Consider the following 24,155-nt stretch of genomic DNA (forward strand, 5'->3'; position numbering starts at 1 on the left):
TTGCAGCGTCAACGTCAGCCGCATCAACGCCGACTTGATTTAACACGATTTAGTGCGATTGGCCGGGGGTTAATTGTCGGCGTCTTGGCCGGGTTTGTCGTGAGTGTTTTTCGATTTTGCATTGAAGAAGGCCTCCATTTGGTTCAGTGGTGTTATCAGCAAATCAGCTCAAATATGTGGCTGTTGCTCCCTTGGATCGGCTTAAGCGTACTGGTCGCAGTCGCAATTGGACTGTTGGTCAAACAAACGCCAGATATTAAAGGTTCCGGAATTCCACAAGTTGAAGGCCAGTTGGCGGGCGAGCTCGACTACGACTGGTGGCCAGTATTATGGAAAAAATTTGTTGGTGGTATTCTTGGCATTGGATCTGGTCTGTTTCTAGGTCGTGAAGGGCCATCGATTCAGTTAGGCGCTACGATTGGTCAGGGGTTTGCAGCTAAGACTAAGCAGACTGGGGCCGATCGCCGGTCCCTCATTGCTGGGGGAGCAGCGGCTGGACTATCGGCGGCTTTTAATGCGCCAATTGCCAGTACGCTATTTGTCCTGGAAGAAGTTTATCATAATTTTTCACCAATTATTTGGACAACGGCTTTGGCGAGTGCGATTGCCAGTAATTTTATTTCAATGAATTTCTTTGGTCTCGTACCGGTATTGCATATCCCGTATGCGCGTAATTTGCCAATCAGTCAATATGGAAATTTAATTGGGTTAGGGATCTTTTTAGGACTCTTAGGCTATTGTTATCAAAATGTGACTTTGGCAGCGCCAGGTTGGTACGCTAAATTACGATTGCCAACTTGGCTAGATGGACTAATCCCATTTATATTGGTTATTCCTATTGGGTTATTTTGGCCGCAATTTTTGGGTGGAGGTAATGCGGTGATTTTAAATCTCGCGGCAATGCCTCCAGCGCTGATTGTCTTGATTGGGATTTTTGCATTACGCTTTATTTTTTCAACGGTTTCATATGGGTCGGGGTTGCCTGGGGGGATCTTTTTACCGATCTTGTCGTTAGGGGCGGTTTTAGGTGCCGTTTATGCACAAACCATGGTCAACTTAGGCCTGATGCCCGCTCATTATGTGACGAACTTCATCATTTTTGCAATGGCAGGATACTTTGCTGGGATTGGGAAAGCACCGTTTACGGCGATTTTGTTAATTACGGAAATGGTGGGCACTTTGACGCATCTGATGCCATTAGCGGTGGTGTCACTAACGGCTTACTTAGTGGTCGACCTACTAGGGGGCGCACCAATCTATGAAGCCTTACTAGAAAAACTCACACAGCCGAAGTTGCCAGAACACAGTGGCATTCAAGATCGACTAGAGTTTCCTGTCTTTGAAGGCTCGGCACTTGAAAGTCATCAAGTTCGGGATTTTCAATGGCCTAAAGAATCATTGCTCATTGCGATTCGGCGTGGCGAACGTCAAGTGATTCCGCATGGTGATACGTTGATGCGAGCTGGGGACACCTTAATTATTTTAACCGATCGCAGTAATCGGGCGTGGGTGCACCATCAAATTGATCGGTTAACCGCTACCACGAGTTAACCGGCTTTAGAAAACAACTAATTCGGCAGCAGACTGGAAAAGTTGCCTTAAATATGTTAAATTGTTATAGACATAGCGGACTCTTTAGGAGGACATTTTTTTGTATAATACATTAATGACGATAATTTTGGTGGTTTCTGTGATCATTATCATTGCGGTAATGATGCAACCATCTAAGACAAATGATGCCATGTCTTCATTGACCGGTGGTGCCGACGATTTATTCGCCAAGCAAAAACCACGGGGCTTTGAAGCCTTCATGCAAAAAGTGACCGTCGTACTCGGAATTATTTTCTTCGTCGTCGCACTCGCTTTAGCTTGGTATTCATCGAAGTAACTGACCGTCCTCCTGTGATTTCAGGAGGCTTTTTTTTAAGGCAGGTGTAAATTTGATTAAGCAACCGGCACCATTCTTATTTGAACATGGCGACCAGGCGGTGATTTTGCTCCACGCCTATGCGGGGAGCGCCAATGACGTGCGGATGTTGGCCCGGGCGTTAGAACGTGCCAATTATACGGTCTACGGCCCACAATTGACGGGACATGCTACCGGCCGTCCGCAAGATATTCTGGAACAAGGATCACCGCAACAATGGTGGCAGGATACCCAGCAAGCAATATCATTTATGCGGCAAAAAGGCTATACTAAACTTAGTATTTTTGGCTTGTCGTTGGGTGGCCTGTTTGCCACGATGGCTTTGGAAAATGACCCCACGTTACTCGGTGGTGGGACGTTTAGTTCACCCGTTTTGGCGAGTGCCCATAGTCATGTAGCACCGATGTTTATCAAATTAAGCCAACAGCAACTCCAACAACAAGGGCTTACGACAGCTGAGCAAGCCCCAGCACTAGCGGCCTTGAAGCCAGCTGTTAAGGCCCAATTAGCGGCAGTAACGCAGTTCACGACGACGGAGATTGCGGCACACTTGGATCGGCTAACCAAGCCATTTTTTATTGGTCAAGGTGGTCAAGATGAATTGATCGAAGCCACGGTAGCGCAACGGCTACGTGATCGTTTGTTAGGTCAAGGAACACCCGTTGACTTCCATTGGTATGCCGATGCGGGGCACGTGATTACGGTAAATACCGCCCATCACCAATTGGAACAAGATGTCTTAACGTATTTAAAAAAGATTAATAAATAAACTAAAAAATAATGAGGTAAATAATGTCAGAATCTAACTTACAAGAACAAATTATGACTTTCTTGCAAGCTCATCCCGACCGTAGCTACAGTGTGGAACGGTTATGCGATGAATTGCAGTTTACAGGTGCGACGGCCTTTACGTTCTTGGTTAAAGAATTAGCCAACTTGGAACGTCAAAAGAAGGTCACTACCGATGATCAAGATCATTTTAAAATTGTACAAGATACCAAAGTTGTGGAAGGGTCTTTCCACGGTAACGACAAGGGCTTTGGTTTCGTGCGCTACGATCCAGATTTGCCAGATATTTATATCAACCCAGATAACACGATGTTTGCGTTCACTGGTGATGATGTCCAAGTTGAAATCATTCGTCCAGCCCGGCCCGGTTCTGATCGTGGCCCTGAAGGTAAAGTCACGAGTATCGCGCAACGTAATTACACCCAAATCGTCGGTGCTTTTACGCCTAGTACGGATAATCCTGAATTTATTGGGACGATCGAAATTAAAGAAAAGAAACTTTCTAAGTATCAACTCTTTGTGACGGAACAAGGCATTCACCCAACTGAAGGTGAAGTTGTCATTGTTGAAATTGCGGCTTATCCAGATGCCCAACATCCAACGCGAATTATCGGGTTGGCTAAACAAGTTATTGGGAGTGTTGATGATCCAGGGATGGACGTCTTACAAGTGGTTTACCAACACGAAGTGCCATCGGTCTTCCCAGAAGAAGTAACGGATGAAGCTAATCGGATTCCGGATTATGTGACTGAAGAAGATAAAGCAGGGCGTGTCGACTTAACCGACCAACCATTGGTGACCATTGATGGCGCGGAATCAAAAGACTTGGATGACGCGGTTGTTGCTTGGCGATTGCCTAATGGGAACTTCCATTTAGGGGTTCACATTGCTGATGTCAGTCATTATGTGACTGAAAACTCAGAATTGGATCGTGAAGCTTTCAAACGTGGGACATCAGTTTACTTAACTGATCGGGTCATTCCAATGTTGCCACGGCGCTTATCAAATGGCATCTGTTCACTGAATCCAGATGTTGAACGCTTAGCAATGTCTTGTGAAATGGAAATTGATCAAGAAGGTAACATCGTTAATCATAAGATCTTCCAAAGTGTGATTAAGTCACATGCACGAATGACCTATGATGCGGTTAACCAAATTTTGGAAGCTCATGATCCTAAGACTCGTGAAAAATATGCAGATCTAGTAGACATGTTTGATGCCATGGGTGACTTGCATCGGATTCTTTATAAGAATCGTCGTCATCGTGGGGCGATCGATTTTGATGACAATGAAGCAAAGATCATTGTTGATGAAGCTGGCCATCCAATTGATATTCAATTACGGGTGCGTGGGTTAGCTGAACGAATGATTGAAAGTTTTATGTTATCTGCCAATGAAACGGTTGCTAAGCATTATAGCTTATTAAAAGTCCCATTCATCTACCGGGTCCATGAAACACCTGATAGTGATCGGATGCTTAGTTTCTTCGAATTCGTCACGAACTTTGGGGTTAATGTGACCGGTAGTTCTAAGGATGTTAAGCCGAAGATGTTACAAGATGTCTTGAAGAAGGTTGCTGGTAAACCAGAAGAAGCAATGGTTTCGGTCATGATGTTGCGGAGTATGAAACAAGCCCGGTATGCTGACCAATCATTAGGTCACTTTGGGTTAGCAGCACCATACTACACCCACTTTACGTCACCAATTCGCCGGTATCCAGATATGATGGTTCATCGTTTGATTCGCCATTATGCTGAAAATGGGACTGGTGAAGATGCACGCGCCAAGTATCGTGATAATTTGCCTAATATTGCGGAAACAACCTCAAGTAATGAACGTCGCGGGATCGATACTGAACGTGATGTTGATTCCATGAAGAAAGCCGAATACATGGCCGATCACGTTGGTGAACACTTTGACGCGGTCGTTGATTCAGTGATGAAGTTTGGATTATTCGTTGAACTTGAAAACACCGTTGAAGGTTTAGTTCACATCAGTGTGATGGATGACGACTATTACGAATATGTTGAAAAACAACTCGCCTTAGTTGGCCGTAAGACAAAACGGACGTTTAGAATCGGTCAACCCGTGAAGGTCGAATTACTTCGGGTTGACAAAGATCAACGTGAAATCGACTTTAAGTTGTTGAACCCAGAAGAAGCGCCAAAGACGGACTTATTACCAAAACGTGAACCACGTGATAACTATCGTGGCAATAACCGTCGCGGTGGGAACGGCAACTATCGTCGTAATGGTAACAATAGCAATCGTAATAATAACCGGAATGGCAATGGTGGTAGTCGTAATGGCAACCAACGTAATACCAACAGCAATAACCGAAACCATAGCTCTCGGTCAAACAACAATCAAAATGGCCAACGCCGATCGAGTACCACTGATCATCGGTAGATGCCTTAAGTAAGGGGATGTGCGGCAATGGCCAAACAACATGGTAAACACCCCGATACTGCCCTCGCACAAAATCGGAAGGCACGGCACGATTACGCGGTTGAAGACACCTATGAAGCTGGTATTGCTTTAACGGGGACTGAAATCAAGTCAGTTCGTGATCGTCGTGTGAACCTAAAGGATGGCTTTGTGCAAATTCGTAATGGCGAAGCTTGGATGATGAACGTCCACATTAGTCCATTTGCTGAGGGAAATCGATTTAATGTCGATCCACTGCGCAACCGCAAATTACTGCTTCATAAGAAGGAAATCAGTAAGTTGGGGGAAGCAACGCAGACTAAAGGGGTCACGATCATTCCATTGAAGATGTATCTCAAACATGGCTTTGCTAAAGTCTTGATTGGGGTCGCCCATGGGAAACGTGAATACGACAAGCGTCAAGATATTAAAAAACGCGAACAGCAACGACAAATTGATCGCGTGATGAAACATTACTAATTGGTCTAGAAGCACTAGCTTAGGAACAACCTAAACTAGTGCTTTTTTTTGTGTCTTTGGTCTAAATAAACCAGATAAACGGGAATCATGGAATATCGCTGTATTTTCCTCGGAATATTAAGTGGGTAACTCATTTTTGATTAAGAAAGTTAAGTGAACGCTCAATAAAATCGCTATCATTAGATTGATATTAGAATATTATGATAAAACGGATTGGCGTATTCACAATGCTTATGTTATATTTTATGACATACCCATTAAGGGTGAACGAATTAGGAGGTCTCCACATGAAAAAATGGCAAGTTGCAGTTGTCATGCTGTTAGCCGCCGTCGGAAGCTGGTTTAGTTTAAATACCCATGCTCAGGCGAAGACGTACACCATTGCAACAGATACGACGTTTGCACCGTTTGAGTTCCAAGCTAAAGGTGGCAAATATAAAGGGATTGATATTGATATTTTAAAGGCGATTGCCAAAAAAGAGCATATCAATTATAAATTGAAAGCAATTAGCTTTGGGGCTGCTGTGCAGCAATTAAGTGCTAATCAAGTGGATGGCGTGATCGCTGGGATGAACATCACGGCTGAACGTAAGAAGACGTTTGACTTTTCTAATGCTTACTATACGTCTGGGGTCGTGATGGCTGTGGCTAAGGATAGTAAGATCAAAAAATTTAGTCAATTAAAAGGTAAGACGGTTGCGTTGAAGACCGGGACGGCTGGTGCGGCTTATGCCAAGTCAATTCAGAGCAAGTATGGCTTTAAAATCAAGTATTTTAACGATTCTAATAATATGTATAACGATGTTAAAGTTGGTAACTCAGCGGCCTGTTTTGAAGATTATCCAGTCATGTCATATGGGATTAAGAACGGCATCGCGTTGAAGATTGTCTCTAAACAATATGCCGCTGGTGATTATGGCTTTGCGGTTAAAAAGGGTAAGAACGCTGCCTTATTGAAGAAATTCAATGCTGGCTTAAAAGCAATTAAAGCTGATGGCACGTACAAAAAGATCGTCAACAAATACTTAAAATCAAGTGAGGCTTCCTTAACTGGTGAAACTGCCAGCAGCCGGACATTTGTCGGTTTGTTCACGCAAAACTTGGGGACAATCGGTAGTGGGTTATGGATGACGTTAGAATTAACGGTTATTTCAATTATTTTAGCAACGATTTTAGGCTTGATTTTAGGCGTCTTAGGTGTGATGCCGGGTAAAATTGGCCCAGCCATCTCTAGTACGATTATTTACCTTTTCCGGGGGATGCCATTAATGGTTTTAGCATTCTTCATCTATATTGGATTCCCGGACCTCATTGGACATGGGTTCAAGATTCCCGCGTTTGTGGCTGGGATGATTACCTTAATGTTGAATGAAGGGGCATATACCGGGGCCTTTGTTAAAGGGGGCTTCCAAGCGGTTGATGATGGTCAAATGGAAGCAGCACGTTCGTTAGGCTTGCCATATTGGACAGCGATGCGTAAAGTCATCATGCCACAAGGTATCCGCATCATGATCCCATCATTTATCAACCAATTCATCATCACGTTGAAGGATACCTCAATTCTATCTGTTATTGGGATTGTCGAATTAACCCAAACTGGGACATTGATTATTGCCCGTAACTTTGAAGGATTCAAGATCTGGTTAATGATTGCGATTATTTACTTGATCATTATTACGTTGTTGACGTGGCTCTCAAACTGGGTACAAAGGAGAATTAACTAATGGCGAAAGTGGTCGTAAAGGATTTACACAAAAGTTATGGCGATAACGAAGTTTTAAAAGGATTAAACCTAGAAGTCGAAGATAACGAAGTCGTTTGTATGATCGGCCCTTCGGGATCTGGTAAGAGTACTTTTTTGCGGTGTTTAAATGATTTGGAAGTGCCAACTAAAGGGCAAATTGTGATCAGTGGTTATGATTTGTCAGATAAAGGCACGAATATTAACTTAGTTCGCGAAAATATCGGAATGGTCTTTCAACATTTTAACTTATTCCCACATTTATCCGTGTTGCAAAACATCACATTAGCGCCAGTGCAACTTGGCAAGGAATCTAAGACGGAAGCTGAAAAAACGGCACGACACTTATTAGATACTGTGGGATTAGCTGATAAAGCAGATGCAATGCCAAAATCACTTTCCGGTGGTCAAAAACAACGGGTGGCGATTGCCCGGGCGTTAGCAATGAAGCCTAAAATCATGTTGTTTGATGAACCAACTTCGGCACTTGATCCCGAAATGGTCGGGGATGTTTTAGACGTCATGAAGCGACTGGCTGCGGATGGGATGACGATGGTCGTTGTGACTCATGAAATGGGCTTTGCTAAAGAAGTGGCCGATCGAGTGGTCTTTATGGCTGATGGCTTGATTCAAGAAACTGGCAAACCTAAGGATATCTTTGAAAATCCACAAAGTCCACGATTACAAGACTTCTTACAAAAGGTGATCAATGTCTAGTGACCAATCGGTGACGATTCGGCCGGCAACTGCTGATGAAGATTTTGATGCCATTGCCCAACTTTATCTAACCGTGTGGCGGAGCGCTTATGCGGGGATGATCCCAGCAGCGACCTTAGCCGCACTAACGCCTAAGCTGTGGCGGCCAGCTGAACGATGGCAACTGACACATTTAGCGGTGACGGCGACTGATCAAGTCATTGGCGTTATCGCTGCTGGTCCAGCGCGACGTTCGCAGTGGGCCGGACAAACTGAGATTTATTCGTTATATGTTTTGCCGGGTTTTCAACACCAACAGATTGGCTCGCGGCTGATGCAGGCGGCCTTAGCCGACTTGTCATCAGCCGACGTCGTTAATTTATTGGTTTTAGCGAAAAATCAAGCTGCACGGCGATTCTACGACCGCATTGGTTTTCACGATACAGGTCAGCACCTTGTGGATACGATGCCTGATGGGACCAAACTAATCAATCAAATTTATCGTTTATAAATGACAAAAGCTCGTTCACACCGCAATGATGTGAACGAGCTTTTATGGTTGTGGTAATTTATCGTGAGGATGTAACGTATAGTTGCTTTCGCCAAACGTCACGTTATACCCACTTTCTGGTAAACGTTGTTGACGACGATTGGTGGGCTTTTGCCAGTGATCTAGAATGGCCGCGATGCAAATGCATAACGGTTCAGTCGTGGGATCACTAATGACTAGTTCAAACGCTTCGCCGTTAGTCGTTGTGACAGGTTGCATACTCATCACTAATTCGGTGCCATGATAGATACGGTAGCTTTCAGTATTCAGGCTACCCATGACAAACCAGCGTAATTTACGAACGTAAATCATTTCGTGCCAAAAGCCAAGCGTCTTACTAATTGAGCCGACATTTTGACGATTATAATACAAGTCGAACTTCGGCAAGAGCCCTAGAGTGGTTTGTTTGATTTCGGCAAGCAGTTCTCCTTGGATGGCATACAGACTTAGTGCGTCTTGACGCCGGCCCCAACGACCGACTAATAAATAGTGCGACTGGTTGTGGGCATCGCGCACGATTCGTGCCCCCTTGGCAAAACTATTCCGGCTGAAATATAGTTTACGCATTTTCAACCCTCGTTTCAAAGTGACCTATTGTTGTGCGAGCACTTCCAAGATGGCTTTACCAACGCCATCATTGACGTTAGTGTCCGTTAAATGATTGGCCAATTGTTTCACTTCAACACTGGCATTTCCCATCGCATAACTTGTGCCAGCCAGTTTTAACATGGAGACGTCATTATTGTTATCACCAATTGCCATGACGTCACTCATTGGCGTATTCAACATGTTGGCATAGCGTTCAACCGCAATGCCTTTTTGTGCATTAATATTATTGATTTCAATGTTTGAACTAGATGAAGAGGTGATCTTAATCGATGAATGTTTAGCTAACAAGTCATCGGATAATGGTTTGAGTTTTTCTGGTCCAGCCTGACTAAAGGCGATGATCTTCATCACATGTTTTTTAGGATCATCTAGCAGCTCACTGTAGTTATCCACGTAATTGATATCCATGAGTTCCAAACGAGCGGAAGCCAATGAGAGCGCAATTTTGAATGATGTATCAGGATTTAAATTAGTTAATAAGTGGGCAATTTGTTCGATCCGTTTAACTTTGTTATTGGAATAGACGCCGTCATTACCAACCACTTCAAAGTAATAGCCTTGTGATGATAAGGTGTGGAAAATGGCTCTGGAGACGGTTTTGGTGATTGGCACCATGTCGAGCATCTTACCAGAAGCATCATAGACTTCGGCACCATTTAAGGTAATCAGTGGGGCGGTAATCCCTTGGGCCGCAATTAACGGTTGGGCTTCCGAGTAACGACGACCGGTTGAGACGATGAAGTGAACCCCTTGTTGTTGGGCTTTAAGAATCGCCTTAGCGTTGAAGTCCGAAACGACCATTTCATTGTTCAATAATGTGCCATCCATATCAGAAGCAATAATCGAAATCATCTTGTCACATCCTTAGTTGTTTTGATTAAGACTATTTTACCATGTTTGGCCGCTAATTCAGAATTATTATCATTACCGGTTTTGAATATGCTACAATAAACCAAGAGGTGTTAAGGATGAAAGCGTTTATTCATAATGACTGGTGGGACGTGCTAGAACCTGAATTTGAAAAGCCGTACTATCATCAATTACACGAGTTTTTAAAATCTGAATATCGGACGAAGCAAATTCATCCTGATATGTATCATATTTTTCAGGCCTTTGAATGGACGCCATTTGCTGACACGAAGGTCGTCATTTTAGGTCAAGATCCGTATCATGGGCCGAATCAAGCTCATGGCTTAAGTTTTTCGGTGATGCCAGGTGTACAAGTGCCACCATCATTGGTTAATATTTATAAGGAATTACAAGATGATGTTGGATGTACGCCGGTGAACCATGGCTATTTGGAAGCGTGGGCCAAGCAAGGCGTCCTATTATTGAATTCGGTTTTAACCGTTCAAAATGGGGTTGCTTTTTCTCATGCTGGCAAGGGTTGGGAACAACTAACTGATGTTGCCATTCAGCGGTTGTCGGAACGGCCAACACCCGTGGTCTTCATTCTCTGGGGTAAAGCCGCTCGGTCCAAAATCAAACTGATTGATACGCAGACTAATGTGGTGTTACAATCACCACATCCGAGTCCACTGTCAGCGTATCGGGGTTTCTTTGGCTCGAAACCATTTTCCAAAACCAACGTGGCTTTGACGTCGTTTGGCGAACAACCGATTAATTGGCAACTTCCTGAACAGGTACGTCTCGAAAACTAACTATTTTACTGGAGGTCATCTCATGGATTTATTTGCATCATTGGCACAAAAGATTACTGGCAAGAACCAAACCATTGTTTTCCCTGAAGGCACGGAACCACGGATCGTCGGAGCAGCCGCCCGTTTAGCGGCCGATGGGTTAGTTAAGCCGATCGTTCTCGGTCCCCTTGATAAGGTTCAAGCTGTTGCAGCGGATTTAAACGCTGATTTAACTGGTGTTCAGGTCTTAGATCCAGCTACCTATCCGGCAGCCGACAAACAAACAATGTTGGATGCATTGGTTGATCGTCGTAAAGGCAAGAATACGCCAGAACAAGCAGCTGAAATGTTGACCGATGAAAACTATTTCGGCACGATGCTTGTGTATATGGGTAAAGCTGATGGGATGGTCTCTGGTGCGGTACATCCAACTGGGGATACCGTGCGCCCAGCTTTACAAATTATTAAAACTAAGCCAGGCTCACATCGTATTAGTGGGGCGTTCATCATGCAAAAAGGCGACGAACGTTACGTCTTTGCTGACTGTGCCATTAATATCGATCCTGATGCAGATACTTTAGCCGAAATTGCGACGCAAAGTGCCCATACGGCGAAAGTCTTTGACATTGATCCTCGAGTAGCCATGTTGAGCTTTTCAACTAAGGGTTCAGCTAAGGGTGACATGGTTTCTAAAGTGCAAGCAGCGACCGAAAAGGCCCAAGTAATGGCTCCAGATTTGGCGATTGATGGTGAATTACAATTTGATGCCGCCTTTGTTGAAAAAGTCGGGTTACAAAAAGCCCCCGGTTCAGCGGTTGCTGGTCATGCCAATGTCTTTGTCTTCCCTGAATTACAATCAGGAAATATCGGTTATAAGATTGCCCAACGTTTGGGTGGTTTTGAAGCGGTTGGCCCAATTTTACAAGGCTTGAACAAGCCCGTGTCTGATTTATCACGTGGCGCGAGTGAAGAAGATGTTTATAAAGTTGCCATTATTACGGCAGCTCAAGGGTTAGAAGCCTAATTGTTTGTTAAGCGAGAGAAACTTCAGAGCTTGAACTTTGAAGTTTCCCTCGTTTTTTTTATAATAAAGAGAGTTTAATTAATGGAGGATGCTGATACACAGATGGAAACAATGACAGTCACATCGCCGGAACAAACCATGCAATTAGGGGCCCAAGTAGGGACACTCGTGCAACCCGGCGATTTAATTTTATTAGATGGTGATCTTGGTGCTGGTAAGACGACTTTTACGAAGGGCTTAGCGCAAAGCATAGGGATTAATGCTAATGTAAAAAGTCCGACGTTTACGTTAGTTCGTGAATATCATCAAGGCCGTTTACCGCTATACCATATGGATGTGTATCGACTGGAAGATGGTGGTGCCGAAGACCTTGGGTTGGACGAATATTTTGATGGTGATGGCGTCAGTGTCGTGGAATGGTCTGAATTTATTAGTGACCTGCTACCCACGACGTATTTACGGATCACGTTAAGTCGAACCACTGACGAAGCTGATACGCGCACCATCACGTTAAAAGCTCACGGGGATCACTATCAACAATTGGTTGACCAATTAAAGGAGTGAGAGGCGATGGCAGCTGATGTCGTGGAGATTAGACCAGCAGAAGCAACTGATGCCGCACAATTGTTAGCGTTGCTGAAGCAATTGGCAACGGAATCGAACACATTTACGGCAGATGATGGTCTGGGGGAACTGAGTGAAGCTGATGAGCGCAGCCAGATTGAACAGATTACGAAAACAACCACTAACATTATCATGGTGGCGGCATTAGGTGATGAGTTGCTAGGTGTCGGTACCGTACAAGCAACGGATGATTTAGTTCATGATCAAGGTGAAGTGGGCGTGGCAGTCCTAAAAACATACTGGGGCAATGGTCTTGGAACCGCACTAGTTGAAGAACTGCTACACTGGGCCAGCGATTACAGTACATTGGCACAATTGTGTTTAACGGTGCAGATGCGTAATCAACGCGCGATTAAGTTATATCAGCATCTAGGTTTTCAAACGGTGACAACTGAGCCTTATGCAGTGATTGATCCGACCGGGATGTCGGTACAAGCCATTGATATGGTATTAGCTGTCTAAAAAAAGCACGAGATGATCGACAACTGTCGGTGATCCCGTGCTTTTGTGAGTGTTGGTTATAGTTGAAGATCAACTTACCACCTACCGTTCGCTTACATTGAGCCGGAACGCTGTGGGTGGACCGATTCAGCCCAAAAGCGGTCTGAATCGTCGTTTTGAACCACCCAACCCGTGTTTCAAAAACGCCAGGCTCTAAGCGATAAATCGCTAAGAGCCCCCACAGCTGGGCTCAATGTGGACTCACTCCTGGTTAGGCTAGTAATTACAACCTTAATTAACATGCACGTTGTAACTGGTCTTCATAGCCGGTAGAATCACGAGCTAGCGGTCCTAGCCTTGTACCCGGACAAATGGTTTTAATCGTTCGGTGCCGAATTGATTAGCTTCTTGCAATAAAATGTTGGCACAAGCTAGACTATCATCTAAAGCATTGTGGTGATGTTCTAGCTCAATATCTAGTGCGCGACACATGGTATCGAGTTTATGGTTAGGCAATTCTGGAAAGAATTTTTTACTGGTTTTAACGGTGTCTAGGGATAGATATTCTGGCGCACCGATGCCATAATGAGCCAAAGTTTGCCGCAAAACCCCCGTATCAAATGGCGCGTTGTGGGCAATCACTAAGCGATCACGCTTAAAGAATGGCGCGATATGTGCCCAGACGGCCGGAAACTTCGGCGCATCGGCGACATCTTCAGCGTGAATGCCATGAATTTGGACATTACGCCAGAAAAAGTCGGTTTCAGGTTTGATCAACGTATAAAATTCATCGACAACTTGGCTATCACGAACAATGGTCAAGGCTAACGAACAAGCACTGTCGCGTTTCGCACTAGCTGTTTCAAAATCCATCGCAACAAAGTTCAAAGTAGTCACTCATTTCTGTTTAGATATAGGAGCCTTCATCATACCGAGATTGTGCAGTAGATTCAAGCTAACGGTTTGGCGGTTACAGTCGAATATCAAGTTCGACTGGACAATGGTCGGAACCGGTAATGTCAGTTAAAATACGGGCGTTCATTAAACGATCAACTAGACGGTTAGACGTGATGAAATAATCAATTCGCCAACCGGAATTGTTCGCGCGTGCTTGGCCTCGGTAGCTCCACCAAGAGTAAATTTCGGTTTGATCAGGGTAGAAGTGACGGAACGTATCGGTGTAGCCACTGTCTAGTAACGTATTAAACTTAGCCCGTTCTTCATCAGTGAAGCCCGCGCTTTGATGATTGGTCCGCCAATTCTTTAAATCAATATTTTCGTGAGCGACATTTAAATCACCGCAAAAAATAACCGGTTTGTTGGCGTCTAAACCATTGATATAAGCGAGAAAAGCTGTCTCCCAAGTTTGGCGATAAGCCAAACGTTTGAGTTCGCCACCCGAATTTGGGGTGTAACACGTGATAAAATAGTAGTTAGGATATTCTAGCGTAATCACGCGGCCTTCGGTGTCATGTTCAGGCACGCCAATCCCGTAAGTGACAGCTAAGGGTTCGCGCTTAGTGAACACGGCGGTCCCAGAATAACCTTTCCGTTCAGCATAATTCCAATATTGATGGTAACCAGGTAAGTCGAGGTCGATTTGACCAGCTTGCAGCTTGGTTTCTTGAATCCCAACAATATCGGCGTCTAAGGTTTCAAAAGTGGTTTTAAAGCCATGTTTAACTGCGGCTCGTAAGCCATTAACGTTCCACGAAATAAATTTCATCAGTGGTGTTCCACCTTTCTAAAGAAAAATCATTATTAACTTAATTGTACCGCATTCCGCGGCTAAAAATGGAGGATTTGACATGTTAAAAATTGGTGTTCTTGGATTAGGAAATATTGCACAGAAGGCTTATTTACCTGTAATGGCTGCGATGCAAGACGAGTATGACTTTCACCTAACGACCCGTAATCCTGAAAAGCGACAAGCACTGGCAGCTAAATATGGGTTTACTCATACGCACGAAAGTCTGGATGACTTGTTAACCGTGCAACCGGATGCGATTTTTGTGCATACACCAACATCAACCCATGCGGCAATTATTAAGCAATTGTTGTTAGCTGGTGTTAATGTCTACGTGGATAAACCGGTTGATACGGATGTGCAGGTTGTTCAAAGCTTATATGATTTAGCAGCTGCTCGACACTTAATGTTGACTTGTGGGTTTAATCGACGGTTTGCCCCGTTGAATCAACAACTTAAGGCATTGCCAGACAAGCGTTTTATTACGGCTGAAAAAGTCCGTGAAACTGGTGGGCAAGATATCGAAACGGCAGTCTTTGATTTGATGATCCATACGGTTGATACCGGCCTATTCCTATTAGATGAACCGTTAGAAACCACTGGTGGTCGGATTGTGTCGGCTGAACCTGGTCAATTAGGGCAAGGCTACTTTACCGCGCGGACGGCTCATGAAGAGTTACAAGTGGTGACGAACATGTTTGGCGGTGTTAATTTGGAACAAACAACGGTACAGACAACGGCCAAGCGGGCTACGGTGACCGATTTGAGCAGCTTAACTACCTATCAAACGGCGAAAACCCAAACAACGACGTTCCCAGACTGGGAACCAACGCTTGAAAAACGTGGCTTTGCACCGTTGATTCGTGCCTTTCTAACGGCCGTAGCGACTCATGGTCAAAACCCAGTTGACCCGGCTTCAGCGATTACGAGTCACGCGGTATGCCGTCATTTATTAAGCAACTAAAACGTGCTATCATTAATAAATAGCCGAAGGTGCGCCAACAGTCAGTCGGTTCCATTTAACGTTGACAACTCGACTCTTGGCACACGCTTATTGGCATGAAATTGTAAACCTGAAAGGAATCTCAACTTATGATGCAAGATGTGTTGGCCACTTTTCCAGCCATTGAAATTAAAAAAGATGAATCATTAAGTCATTATACGAATACGAAAACTGGGGGCCCGGCGGATTACGTCGCTTTCCCGAAATCAATTAGTGAAACCAAAGCCTTGTTGGAATATGCAGATGCCCAACAAATTCCTGTAACTGTTATTGGCAATGCCAGCAACCTGATCGTTAAGGATGGTGGTATCCGTGGGTTGACGTTAATCTTGACTAAGATGAATCAAATTCATGCGAGCGATCATCAAGTCGTTGCCGAAGCTGGGGCAGCGTTGATCGATGCCACTAAAGCGGCTTGTCATGCGAGCTTAACCGGGTTGGAATTTGCCGCTGGTATTCCTGGGAGTGTTGGCGGTGCGATCTTTATGAATGCCGGTGCTTATGGTGGTGAGATCAGTGAAGTTGTGGCTGAAGTCACCGTTTTAACAGCTGATGGTCAGCTCAAGACGTTGTCGAATGAAGCGCTAGATTTTGGCTATCGCCACAGTACGGTGCAAGATTATCATGACACAGTTGTTTCGGCGACCTTCAAATTAAAGTCAGGGGATCAAACGAAGATCCAAGCACGGATGGATGAGTTAAACTTCTTACGGGCATCAAAACAACCGTTAGAATGGCCATCTTGTGGGAGTGTCTTTAAGCGACCAACCGGCTACTTTACTGGTAAACTAATTCATGATGCTGGACTACAAGGTACTCGTGTTGGTGGTGCCGAAGTTTCTAAGAAGCATGCGGGCTTCATTATTAATGTCGATCACGCCACGGCTACTGATTATATGGAAATGATCCATCATATTCAGACGGTCGTATTTGAAAAATTTGGTGTCCACCTCGAAACTGAAGTTCGGATTATCGGGGAAGACGCTTAATCAATTGAACAAAGGAGGCAACACTGTTAAATGCCACTTATTGAATTAGTTATTTTATTGGCATGTTTGGTGCTGCTGTCGAATGTTTTAAGCCACTATCTAGTCGCAATCCCGGTCAGTTTGATCCAAGTCGGGCTGGGCCTAGGGGTGGCTTTATTATTAAACGTACAAGTGGAGTTACAGACGGACTGGTTTATGCTCGTCTTTATTGCCCCAATGTTGTACAACGATGGCAGACAATTTCCCAAACGTGAGCTCTGGGAATTACGGGGGGCAATTTTCGCTAATGCAATTGTCCTAGTCTTTATTACCACCATTTTGGGCGGTTTCTTAATTCATGTGCTGATTCCAGGCATTCCACTGGCAGTCAGCATTGCGTTAGCTGCTATCTTGTCGCCAACCGATCCAGTAGCGGTGCAGTCGATTTCTGAAGGAGTTAAACTCCCCAAAGAAATTTTGCATCTGGTCAGTGGTGAAAGTTTGATTAATGACGCTAGTGGGCTGATTGGCTTTAAATATGCCCTAGCTGCAGCCGTTACTGGGACATTTGCGCTCGGTAAAGCGGTTGGCGACTTTTTCTATATTAGTTTGGTCGGTTTAGCCGTCGGTTTGGCATTAATGACGTTGATTCAACTGATTCGTGATTTACTTCGACGTGAAGGCATCAACGATACGGTGTTTAATGTCGTGTTACAAATCCTAACGCCATTTGCCATTTACTTTATTGCTGAAGAATGGTTCCATGCTTCTGGTGTGGTGGCCGTCGTAGCTGCTGGTGTCTTGTCCCATGTGCAAAACTCACATGAAGTCGAAGATGCCCCTGAACTACGGTTAGTGACTGAAAAAGTTTGGAATATTATTGTTTACTTATTAAACGGAATTGTCTTTTTGATTTTGGGGATTGAACTGCCAGTGGCAACCAAAGCCACGATCGAAGGTAACCATACCAACACGTTGCATGCTGTTTTTGACGTGTTGATTGTCTGGGGCATTCTCTTGTTAATTCGAGTGGCTTGGACTTATGGCTACATGTTAATTATTTGGTTACGTGATCACCAAAAGACGCGGCCTAGCTTGCGGACGGCGGCCTTATCTGGATTGTCAGGTGTTCGTGGTGCCATCACGATGGCTGGGGTCTTTACGATTCCAACGGTGATTGCCAGTGGTGCGGCCTTTCCTGAACGATCATTAGTGCTGTTTATTGCGGCGGGGGTCATCATTGTTAGTTTGGTTGCGGCGGCCGGTATTTTGCCATTGATGGCGGCTAAGTCGATCCCATTGATTACACGGGGCTCAAGTTTAGACGAAGATGATGCGGTGATTGCGGCGGGGCCAGATGACGACGATGTTCCAGATCCAGCGACACCGCAACAGTTGACGTATAAACAAGCACGGATCTATATTCTGCAGTTGGCAGTCCGCAACATTGAAGAACATCGGCGGCCTGAAAACCAACGGGCAGCTTATGATTTGATCTTAGATCAACAATTTCAAATTCGGCGTTTGGAAGTCGCATCGCAAACGGAAGACGAATTGCAACCGATGCTGACGGATGAAATGCAGTTACGGTTAGTCGCCTTAGCTGGTGAACGTCAAGCGGTTCAACAAATGGTGGCTGATCACAAGGTTTCAAAACTAGCGGCCCAAAATTACTTACGTCGTATTGATCAACGGGAGCAACGTTTATCACAAGCGGCACATAAACCAGGTTTACCAACGGTGCGTTCGTTGCGGTTGATGTTTAATCGGGCCATGCAAGGGTTACGGTTGTGGTTAGCACCAGCGGATAGCGATCAATTACGGGCTGAGCAGTTGGTCATTCAACGCGAAGCTTCGAAAGCGGCAATCAAGGCGCTGTCACAATACTTGAAGCAAGCTAGTGTGGATGAACAACAATTTGATCGCCAAGCGTTATATCACTTGATTGTGCATTACCGAAATCGAATTGAAAGTGCTAAACCGGGCCAAAGTGTCTCCCGTGCGGATTATGAGCGGCAAATTCAAAAGTTGCGGATTAAGAGTCTGGGTGCGGAACGAGCAGGGGTTCAACATTTATTGGAAAGTGGTCAGATTAGCATTCGAACAGCCGCGCGCTTACGGCAGTTTATCAACTATTCAGAAAATTTATTAATGTTAAATGATGGCGAAATTGATGACGATTAATTAATTTACTTATTGCAAAGTAATAGTTCTCGGTTATAATAATGTTAGAATAGTATTTAGGGTAAATGATTAAAAATTGCAATTAGTTACCAGTCTTAGACGGGATTGATTTGGTTATAAACCAAGCGGGGGGATATACCATGACAGAAACAGAGATTCATGAACAATTCGTTGAAACTTATATGCATATCTTGAAATATATTGGTGATTTTGTATCCGTACCAACACGGCCATATAAAATCACTTTTGAGGCGTACGTTGTGATGCGAATGATCGCGACGAGCAAGGACCCATTGACTTTGGTTAAAATTGCCAATGCGCAACACGTTTCACGGAGTGCAATTGCTCGGCAGATCAATGTTTTACTTGATTTAAAGTACATTGATCAAACGACGAATACTCATGATCGACGTATTAAGTACCTGTCATTGACCCCAGATGGTTTACGTGTTGAACAAGCAATTGATGAAGCGTCCGAAAAACGATTCCACCAGTGGTTACAAGTTTATGGAGAACAACGTGCTGATGATACGTTACGCTATATTACGGATGCTGAAAAGAAAGCCACAGCGTTAGGGTTTAGCGGCTTTAGTGGGTTGCACGATAAGCGGAGTTCACATAAGACTTACAGTGATCCTGAATTTTAAAAAACTAAAGGTTGAAAGTTAAGTATGACGGTAAAAGCTTTACTATAATTGACTTAAGTTATGCTAAATTGATCACCTACGCCAGTCAGCGATTCTGCCGGCTGTGGGGATCGGTTCCAGCCGAAGTACGGGCTTCCACCTCGCTTTTGAGCCTAGTCAAAACCACTAGTCTCAAAAGTCGTCCACATCGTAAAGTCCGGGGAAATCACCCGGACTAACGATATTTTCACAGCCAGCGCCATCACTGACTGGCTCCGGTTGTATTGCAACTACCAATTCACCATCATAACCGAGAGTGAGTCCACATTGAGCCTAGCCGTGGGAGGCTCTTAGCGATTTATCGCTTAGAGACTGGCGTTTTTGAAACACGGGTTTAGTAGTTCAAAACGACGGTTCAGACCGCTTTTTGGCTGAACCGGTCCGCCCACAGCATTCCGGCTCAAGGTAGGCGAACGGCAAGGTGGCAAGTATGACTAGTTTTGATCGATAAATGCCTATCATATCAACGATTATTGCTAAAAATAGCTTTCAACCTTTAGTTAAAAAAGTAAAAATAGCCAGTTAAACGCGGTTCGACCGACGTTTAACTGGCTATTTTGTTTGATCATTAGCGGCAGCTAGTGTCCAACGCCAGACAAGATAAAAGAGGAGTTGCAATCCCCAGATAATCAAGACAAACGCAAACATTTTTTCTGACCACATTTCAATTAATTGTTTAATAATGTATTGTGGCGTAATGAGTAAATAGATCGAATGTAACCGTAAAAAACGACCCACATAGACGCCGATACTGGCAAATAAGAATAAACCACCACTAATTAGGCTACGTCCCCATGGGAGCTTAGCGAGATGCAACCGCCGTTGAATTTCTAAGGCGATTTGATCAACGCTGTATGTGCCGACTAAGACGGACACAAGCATTGGGCCAACTAAGTAAGCAAAATCGCGCCACATTGGCAGATCGAATCGCAATAGGCCGTTGATGCCATAAGGCTTTAATAAACTTAGGTGAAATAAGTCAGTCATCAAATACGGCGCATTGGGATAAAATAATAACCAAATGACCGCAATCAACCAAAATAATAAGGCTGATCGCCGCTTAGTTAACCAAAAGCTTAGTTCGATCGGAATATAAGCAAGGATGGTATTTAAGAGTAAAAAGGAAAACGATCCATGGATCGAAAGCGCTGCGAAGCCGATGAATACCCAGTAGATCAGGCGAAGCAGCCAGCGCTGTAAACTTGTCATTTGATCACCACACTTTCACCACTATTTTACCAGAAATATTATGTAATCTATATTAAATAAATATAACGTTAATATTTAGTGGATTTCCGCGTTAAATGGGGTAGGGGACTGGAATTCACTCAACGTTGACAAGTTAGCGTGCTATAATGTGAAAGTAAAACATTTTCATAAGGAGGGGGAGCATGAGTTTCAATTGGACCGATTGGTTGACTTTGAGCAATTTTGTGCGGCTATTAGATATTTTAGTCGTCTGGTTTGTCATTTATGAACTAATCATCTTACTGCGTGGAACCAAGGCTGTCCAGTTATTCCGTGGCATTATTGTGATTGCGGTGGTCAAAATTCTAAGCGTGTTCATTGGCTTGGATACCGTATCATGGATCATGGATCAAATTATTAATTGGGCGGTTATCGCCATGGTTATCATTTTCCAACCCGAAATTCGTCGTGGCCTAGAACATCTTGGTCGTGGGTCGATGTTTGTACGTGGTAAACGGCAAAATGAAGACGAAGAACGCATGATTGCCGAACTTGATAAAGCTATCCAATATATGGCTAAACGCCGGATTGGGGCCTTGATGTCGATTAAGATGGATACTGGTTTGGAAGATTATATTGAAACCGGGATTTCTCTGAATGCGGCAATTACTGGGGAACTATTAATAAATATTTTTATTCCCAATACCCCACTACATGATGGTGCAGTTATCATTCAAGATAATGAAATTAAAGTGGCAGCGGCGTATTTACCATTATCAGAAAGTAATTTAATTCCAAAAGAACTCGGAACTAGACATCGGGCAGCGGTCGGGATTAGTGAAGTGACTGATGCTTTGACGATTGTTATTTCCGAAGAAACTGGGGAAGTCTCCATTACTAAAGATAATGAGTTGATGCGTGGCATGACTCAAGAAAATTATTTACGTTACTTCCGGCAAGTGTTACTCACACCAGAAGAGTCGACTCACCAAAATGTCTTTCAAAGTTGGTTCGGTCGAATCTTCGGAGGGGGGCCGCGTAAATGAAAAAATTTATGAACAGCAATTGGTCACTACGGTTATTGGCCCTGCTATGTGCGTTGGCGTTGTTTGCGTACGTCAATAGTAGTAAGACGACACATACGAGTAGTTTATTGACGAATAGTGTGAATTCAACTTCAACTAACTCCAATCGAACGGTCACGATCAGTGCGCCGTTGGAATTGAACGTCAATAGCACTAAATATTTTGTGACGGGTTATCCAGAAAATATTAAGGTGAAAATTACCGGGCCAGCGGCGTTGGTGACGACAACGGCTAATACGCAAAACTTTAAAGTTTATGCAAACTTATCCGGTTTGTCAGTTGGCAAACACAGCGTTAAAGTCCAAGTGGATGGGTTGAATAAAGAGTTGAGTTATTCCTTGAATCAAAAGTATATTCATGTCAATATTCAACCTCGGCGAACAGCCAATTACAAAGTGACGGCTGACTTTAACCATACCAACGTGGCGTCTGGCTATGAAGTGGGGACGGCTCGTTTAGGAACGTCGTCCGTGAAGGTCACTGGGGCTGTTAATGAAGTTAGCAAAGTTGCTAAAGTTGTGGCTGTCGTCAATACTGACAAGAATTTGACGAAGTCGGTGAACCAACAAGCAATGATTGAAGCACTAGATGCTAACGGCCAAACCTTGAATGTGGTCTTGACGCCATCGACAACTTCCGTGTATATTCCCATTAAGCAAGCAACTGCTAAGAAGAAGCTAGCCGTTGATCTCAAAGCCAGTGGTAAGACGGAAGCTGATACCAGTTACTCATTCTCGACAACCACGAGTTCAGTAACTGTGACGGGGACTAAGGCGGCGTTGGCGAAGTTGAGTAAATTACCAGTTGATGTTGATGTGACTGATGTGACGAAGACAACCACGAAAACGGTTGATTTGTCGACTAGTGATGAAGATGGGGTTACTGCGGTCAGTCCATCTTCGATTAAGGTAAAGATTACCGTTAAAAGCAATTGAAAATTTGAAATGAGGTAAACAAATAATGAAATATTTCGGTACTGATGGTGTTCGTGGGATTGCAAACTCAGGCTTAACGCCAGAACTCGCTTTTCGCTTGGGTCGTGCGGGTGGTTATGTTTTAACTGAACATGCTGAAAATAAAACTACTCAACCACGGGTTTTAGTGGCACGTGATACGCGAATTTCTGGGCAAATGCTTGAAGAAGCGTTAGTAGCTGGTTTGTTATCTGCTGGGATTGAAGTATTGCGCTTAGGCGTGATTACGACGCCTGGGGTTGCTTATTTGGTTCGGATTCAAGATGCTGATGCTGGGGTCATGATTTCGGCTTCACATAACCCAGCGGAAGATAACGGAATCAAGTTCTTTGGTGGCGACGGCTTTAAGTTGTCAGATGCTAAAGAAGAAGAAATTGAAGAATTGCTTGAAAAACCAACCGATGACTTACCGCGTCCAGCTGCCGAAGGGTTAGGAACCGTTGCTGACTTCCCAGAAGGAAACTTAAAGTATGCCCAATTCTTGGAACAAACGATTCCCGATGATTTAAGTGGCGTTCATTTGGCTGTCGATGGTGCTAATGGCTCAACGAGTAACTTAGTGTCACGGATCTTTGCTGATTTAAACGTCGATTTTGACACAATGGCAACGTCACCTGATGGTTTGAATATCAATAAAGGTGTCGGGTCAACTCACCCAGAAGCTTTAGCTAAATTTGTGGTCGAAAAAGGTGCCCAAGTTGGGTTAGCCTTTGATGGTGATGGGGACCGTTGTATCGCAGTTGATGAATTAGGAAATGTCATTGATGGCGATAAAATTATGTATATCTGTGGGAAGTTCTTAGCCGAACGTGGCAAGTTAAAACAAGATACAGTTGTCACGACGGTGATGAGTAATATCGGTTTATACAAAGCTTTAGAAGCAGCTGGCTTGCACAGTGAACAAACGCAAGTTGGGGACCGCTATGTGGTTGAAGAAATGTTGAAAGACGGCTTCAACTTAGGTGGCGAACAATCTGGTCACGTGGTCTTCTTAGACTTCAATACAACTGGTGATGGGATGTTAACTGGGATTCAATTGTTACATGTCATGAAAGAAACGGGTAAGAAATTATCTGAATTGGCTGGTGAAGTCACAACTTATCCACAGAAGTTAGTGAACGTGAAAGTTCAAGATAAGAAGGCTGCCTTAGACAACCAAGCTATTAAAGACGTTATTAGTGACGTTGAAGGCGAAATGGCTGGCGATGGTCGCGTCTTAGTTCGGCCTTCTGGGACCCAAGATTTATTGCGGGTTATGGCAGAAGCGAAGACTAACGAATTAGTTAATGCTTATGTTGATCGGATCGTTGACGTGGTTAAATCTGAAGTTGGCGTCGATTAATTAATCGTTCATAAAATATTAGCGTACTGG

24 protein-coding genes are annotated in these 24,155 nt (G+C 44.1%); 19 read left to right on the forward strand and 5 right to left on the reverse strand.

Annotated elements, in window-relative coordinates; genetic code table 11:
- From FFM84_RS08990 to FFM84_RS09025, 8 genes are all read left to right on the forward strand, one after another.
- Positions 1 to 1,551 carry a ClC family H(+)/Cl(-) exchange transporter gene (locus FFM84_RS08990; protein WP_130844935.1) on the forward strand — a complete coding sequence of 517 codons (1,551 nt, stop codon included), beginning with the start codon at positions 1 to 3 and terminating at the stop codon, positions 1,549 to 1,551.
- 100 nt (positions 1,552 to 1,651) lie between these two features.
- Positions 1,652 to 1,888: a preprotein translocase subunit SecG gene (gene secG / locus FFM84_RS08995; RefSeq protein ID WP_130844936.1), complete on the forward strand. Its 237-nt coding sequence runs from the start codon at positions 1,652 to 1,654 to the stop codon at positions 1,886 to 1,888.
- Between the two features lie 52 nt (positions 1,889 to 1,940).
- Positions 1,941 to 2,696, forward strand: a complete 756-nt coding sequence (locus FFM84_RS09000) for an alpha/beta hydrolase (protein ID WP_130844937.1) — start codon at positions 1,941 to 1,943, stop codon at positions 2,694 to 2,696.
- A gap of 23 nt (positions 2,697 to 2,719) precedes the next feature.
- Entirely contained in the window at positions 2,720 to 5,125 is a 2,406-nt protein-coding gene (gene rnr, locus FFM84_RS09005) for a ribonuclease R (protein ID WP_130844938.1), read from the forward strand.
- A 27-nt stretch (positions 5,126 to 5,152) separates the two neighbouring features.
- Positions 5,153 to 5,623 carry an SsrA-binding protein SmpB gene (gene smpB, locus FFM84_RS09010; RefSeq protein WP_130844939.1) on the forward strand — a complete coding sequence of 157 codons (471 nt, stop codon included), beginning with the start codon at positions 5,153 to 5,155 and terminating at the stop codon, positions 5,621 to 5,623.
- A 287-nt stretch (positions 5,624 to 5,910) separates the two neighbouring features.
- Positions 5,911 to 7,347 carry an amino acid ABC transporter substrate-binding protein/permease gene (locus FFM84_RS09015; protein ID WP_130844940.1) on the forward strand — a complete coding sequence of 479 codons (1,437 nt, stop codon included), beginning with the start codon at positions 5,911 to 5,913 and terminating at the stop codon, positions 7,345 to 7,347.
- Positions 7,347 to 8,081 (forward strand): amino acid ABC transporter ATP-binding protein, encoded by a 735-nt coding sequence (locus FFM84_RS09020; protein WP_130844941.1) that lies wholly within the window; start codon positions 7,347 to 7,349, stop codon positions 8,079 to 8,081. The genes FFM84_RS09015 and FFM84_RS09020 overlap by 1 nt, the downstream gene beginning before the upstream one ends.
- On the forward strand, positions 8,074 to 8,571 hold the full coding sequence (locus tag FFM84_RS09025) for a GNAT family N-acetyltransferase (protein ID WP_130844942.1): 498 nt from the start codon (positions 8,074 to 8,076) through the stop codon (positions 8,569 to 8,571). The genes FFM84_RS09020 and FFM84_RS09025 overlap by 8 nt, the downstream gene beginning before the upstream one ends.
- A 42-nt stretch (positions 8,572 to 8,613) precedes the next feature.
- Here the strand turns inward: FFM84_RS09025 and FFM84_RS09030 are convergent, their stop codons facing one another.
- The gene (locus tag FFM84_RS09030; protein ID WP_130844943.1) at positions 8,614 to 9,177 is read right to left on the reverse strand and encodes an LURP-one-related/scramblase family protein; all 564 of its coding nucleotides are present in this window, start codon (positions 9,175 to 9,177) and stop codon (positions 8,614 to 8,616) included.
- A gap of 24 nt (positions 9,178 to 9,201) precedes the next feature.
- Positions 9,202 to 10,071: a Cof-type HAD-IIB family hydrolase gene (locus FFM84_RS09035; RefSeq protein ID WP_130844944.1), complete on the reverse strand. Its 870-nt coding sequence runs from the start codon at positions 10,069 to 10,071 to the stop codon at positions 9,202 to 9,204.
- Between the two features lie 116 nt (positions 10,072 to 10,187).
- On the opposite strand from FFM84_RS09035, the gene FFM84_RS09040 reads away from it, so the two are divergent.
- The 4 genes from FFM84_RS09040 to FFM84_RS09055 all read left to right on the forward strand — a co-directional run bounded on the left by FFM84_RS09040 (position 10,188) and on the right by FFM84_RS09055 (position 12,969).
- A complete protein-coding gene (locus FFM84_RS09040) occupies positions 10,188 to 10,880 on the forward strand; it encodes a uracil-DNA glycosylase (RefSeq protein WP_130844945.1) in 693 nt (230 codons plus the stop codon).
- Positions 10,881 to 10,902: 22 nt separating this feature from the next.
- Complete coding sequence (gene pta / locus FFM84_RS09045) at positions 10,903 to 11,883, forward strand: phosphate acetyltransferase (protein WP_130844946.1); 981 nt, start codon at positions 10,903 to 10,905, stop codon at positions 11,881 to 11,883.
- Between the two features lie 102 nt (positions 11,884 to 11,985).
- On the forward strand, positions 11,986 to 12,447 hold the full coding sequence (gene tsaE, locus FFM84_RS09050; protein WP_130844947.1) for a tRNA (adenosine(37)-N6)-threonylcarbamoyltransferase complex ATPase subunit type 1 TsaE: 462 nt from the start codon (positions 11,986 to 11,988) through the stop codon (positions 12,445 to 12,447).
- A 6-nt stretch (positions 12,448 to 12,453) separates the two neighbouring features.
- Positions 12,454 to 12,969 (forward strand): GNAT family N-acetyltransferase, encoded by a 516-nt coding sequence (locus FFM84_RS09055; RefSeq protein WP_130844948.1) that lies wholly within the window; start codon positions 12,454 to 12,456, stop codon positions 12,967 to 12,969.
- A gap of 330 nt (positions 12,970 to 13,299) precedes the next feature.
- On the opposite strand, the gene FFM84_RS09060 is transcribed toward FFM84_RS09055, so the two are convergent.
- Together FFM84_RS09060 and FFM84_RS09065 are read right to left on the reverse strand one after the other, a co-directional pair.
- Complete coding sequence (locus tag FFM84_RS09060; RefSeq protein ID WP_130844949.1) at positions 13,300 to 13,836, reverse strand: 3'-5' exonuclease; 537 nt, start codon at positions 13,834 to 13,836, stop codon at positions 13,300 to 13,302.
- A gap of 82 nt (positions 13,837 to 13,918) precedes the next feature.
- A complete protein-coding gene (locus tag FFM84_RS09065) occupies positions 13,919 to 14,674 on the reverse strand; it encodes an exodeoxyribonuclease III (RefSeq protein ID WP_130844950.1) in 756 nt (251 codons plus the stop codon).
- Between the two features lie 82 nt (positions 14,675 to 14,756).
- Here FFM84_RS09065 and FFM84_RS09070 point away from each other — a divergent pair, with 82 nt between their 5' ends.
- The 4 genes from FFM84_RS09070 (at position 14,757) to FFM84_RS09085 (ending at position 19,497) form a co-directional block, all read left to right on the forward strand.
- The gene (locus FFM84_RS09070; RefSeq protein ID WP_130844951.1) at positions 14,757 to 15,659 is read left to right on the forward strand and encodes a Gfo/Idh/MocA family protein; all 903 of its coding nucleotides are present in this window, start codon (positions 14,757 to 14,759) and stop codon (positions 15,657 to 15,659) included.
- A 128-nt stretch (positions 15,660 to 15,787) separates the two neighbouring features.
- Entirely contained in the window at positions 15,788 to 16,687 is a 900-nt protein-coding gene (murB, locus tag FFM84_RS09075; RefSeq protein WP_130844952.1) for a UDP-N-acetylmuramate dehydrogenase, read from the forward strand.
- Between the two features lie 30 nt (positions 16,688 to 16,717).
- A complete protein-coding gene (locus FFM84_RS09080; protein WP_130844953.1) occupies positions 16,718 to 18,850 on the forward strand; it encodes a cation:proton antiporter in 2,133 nt (710 codons plus the stop codon).
- Positions 18,851 to 18,990: 140 nt separating this feature from the next.
- Positions 18,991 to 19,497: a MarR family winged helix-turn-helix transcriptional regulator gene (locus FFM84_RS09085; protein WP_130844954.1), complete on the forward strand. Its 507-nt coding sequence runs from the start codon at positions 18,991 to 18,993 to the stop codon at positions 19,495 to 19,497.
- Positions 19,498 to 20,088: 591 nt separating this feature from the next.
- On the opposite strand, the gene FFM84_RS09090 is transcribed toward FFM84_RS09085, so the two are convergent.
- Positions 20,089 to 20,745: a DUF1361 domain-containing protein gene (locus FFM84_RS09090; protein ID WP_130844955.1), complete on the reverse strand. Its 657-nt coding sequence runs from the start codon at positions 20,743 to 20,745 to the stop codon at positions 20,089 to 20,091.
- A 182-nt stretch (positions 20,746 to 20,927) separates the two neighbouring features.
- On the opposite strand from FFM84_RS09090, the gene cdaA reads away from it, so the two are divergent.
- Genes cdaA through glmM form a run of 3 tightly spaced genes read left to right on the forward strand, consistent with a single transcriptional unit; the run spans position 20,928 to position 24,125 of the window.
- On the forward strand, positions 20,928 to 21,770 hold the full coding sequence (gene cdaA / locus FFM84_RS09095) for a diadenylate cyclase CdaA (protein ID WP_130844956.1): 843 nt from the start codon (positions 20,928 to 20,930) through the stop codon (positions 21,768 to 21,770).
- Positions 21,767 to 22,744, forward strand: a complete 978-nt coding sequence (locus FFM84_RS09100; protein ID WP_130844957.1) for a CdaR family protein — start codon at positions 21,767 to 21,769, stop codon at positions 22,742 to 22,744. Before cdaA ends, FFM84_RS09100 begins: the two co-directional genes overlap by 4 nt.
- A gap of 25 nt (positions 22,745 to 22,769) precedes the next feature.
- Positions 22,770 to 24,125 carry a phosphoglucosamine mutase gene (glmM, locus tag FFM84_RS09105; RefSeq protein WP_130844958.1) on the forward strand — a complete coding sequence of 452 codons (1,356 nt, stop codon included), beginning with the start codon at positions 22,770 to 22,772 and terminating at the stop codon, positions 24,123 to 24,125.
- Positions 24,126 to 24,155: the final 30 nt, after the last annotated feature.

Source organism: Lactiplantibacillus mudanjiangensis, from assembly GCF_005405385.1.
GTDB classification, from domain to species: Bacteria; Bacillota; Bacilli; order Lactobacillales; family Lactobacillaceae; genus Lactiplantibacillus; species Lactiplantibacillus mudanjiangensis.

What these genes read in the sequence shown, in the direction of transcription:
- rnr (WP_130844938.1), top strand. Translation starts at nt 2,720, where the DNA reads ATGTCAGAATCTAACTTACAAGAACAAATTATGACTTTCTTGCAAGCT.
- smpB (WP_130844939.1), top strand. Translation starts at nt 5,153, where the DNA reads ATGGCCAAACAACATGGTAAACACCCCGATACTGCCCTCGCACAAAAT.
- FFM84_RS09015 (WP_130844940.1), top strand. Translation starts at nt 5,911, where the DNA reads ATGAAAAAATGGCAAGTTGCAGTTGTCATGCTGTTAGCCGCCGTCGGA.
- FFM84_RS09020 (WP_130844941.1), top strand. Translation starts at nt 7,347, where the DNA reads ATGGCGAAAGTGGTCGTAAAGGATTTACACAAAAGTTATGGCGATAAC.
- FFM84_RS09025 (WP_130844942.1), top strand. Translation starts at nt 8,074, where the DNA reads ATGTCTAGTGACCAATCGGTGACGATTCGGCCGGCAACTGCTGATGAA.
- FFM84_RS09030 (WP_130844943.1), bottom strand. Translation starts at nt 9,177, where the DNA reads ATGCGTAAACTATATTTCAGCCGGAATAGTTTTGCCAAGGGGGCACGA.
- FFM84_RS09035 (WP_130844944.1), bottom strand. Translation starts at nt 10,071, where the DNA reads ATGATTTCGATTATTGCTTCTGATATGGATGGCACATTATTGAACAAT.
- FFM84_RS09040 (WP_130844945.1), top strand. Translation starts at nt 10,188, where the DNA reads ATGAAAGCGTTTATTCATAATGACTGGTGGGACGTGCTAGAACCTGAA.
- pta (WP_130844946.1), top strand. Translation starts at nt 10,903, where the DNA reads ATGGATTTATTTGCATCATTGGCACAAAAGATTACTGGCAAGAACCAA.
- tsaE (WP_130844947.1), top strand. Translation starts at nt 11,986, where the DNA reads ATGGAAACAATGACAGTCACATCGCCGGAACAAACCATGCAATTAGGG.
- FFM84_RS09055 (WP_130844948.1), top strand. Translation starts at nt 12,454, where the DNA reads ATGGCAGCTGATGTCGTGGAGATTAGACCAGCAGAAGCAACTGATGCC.
- FFM84_RS09065 (WP_130844950.1), bottom strand. Translation starts at nt 14,674, where the DNA reads ATGAAATTTATTTCGTGGAACGTTAATGGCTTACGAGCCGCAGTTAAA.
- FFM84_RS09070 (WP_130844951.1), top strand. Translation starts at nt 14,757, where the DNA reads ATGTTAAAAATTGGTGTTCTTGGATTAGGAAATATTGCACAGAAGGCT.
- murB (WP_130844952.1), top strand. Translation starts at nt 15,788, where the DNA reads ATGATGCAAGATGTGTTGGCCACTTTTCCAGCCATTGAAATTAAAAAA.
- FFM84_RS09080 (WP_130844953.1), top strand. Translation starts at nt 16,718, where the DNA reads ATGCCACTTATTGAATTAGTTATTTTATTGGCATGTTTGGTGCTGCTG.
- FFM84_RS09085 (WP_130844954.1), top strand. Translation starts at nt 18,991, where the DNA reads ATGACAGAAACAGAGATTCATGAACAATTCGTTGAAACTTATATGCAT.
- FFM84_RS09090 (WP_130844955.1), bottom strand. Translation starts at nt 20,745, where the DNA reads ATGACAAGTTTACAGCGCTGGCTGCTTCGCCTGATCTACTGGGTATTC.
- cdaA (WP_130844956.1), top strand. Translation starts at nt 20,928, where the DNA reads ATGAGTTTCAATTGGACCGATTGGTTGACTTTGAGCAATTTTGTGCGG.
- FFM84_RS09100 (WP_130844957.1), top strand. Translation starts at nt 21,767, where the DNA reads ATGAAAAAATTTATGAACAGCAATTGGTCACTACGGTTATTGGCCCTG.
- glmM (WP_130844958.1), top strand. Translation starts at nt 22,770, where the DNA reads ATGAAATATTTCGGTACTGATGGTGTTCGTGGGATTGCAAACTCAGGC.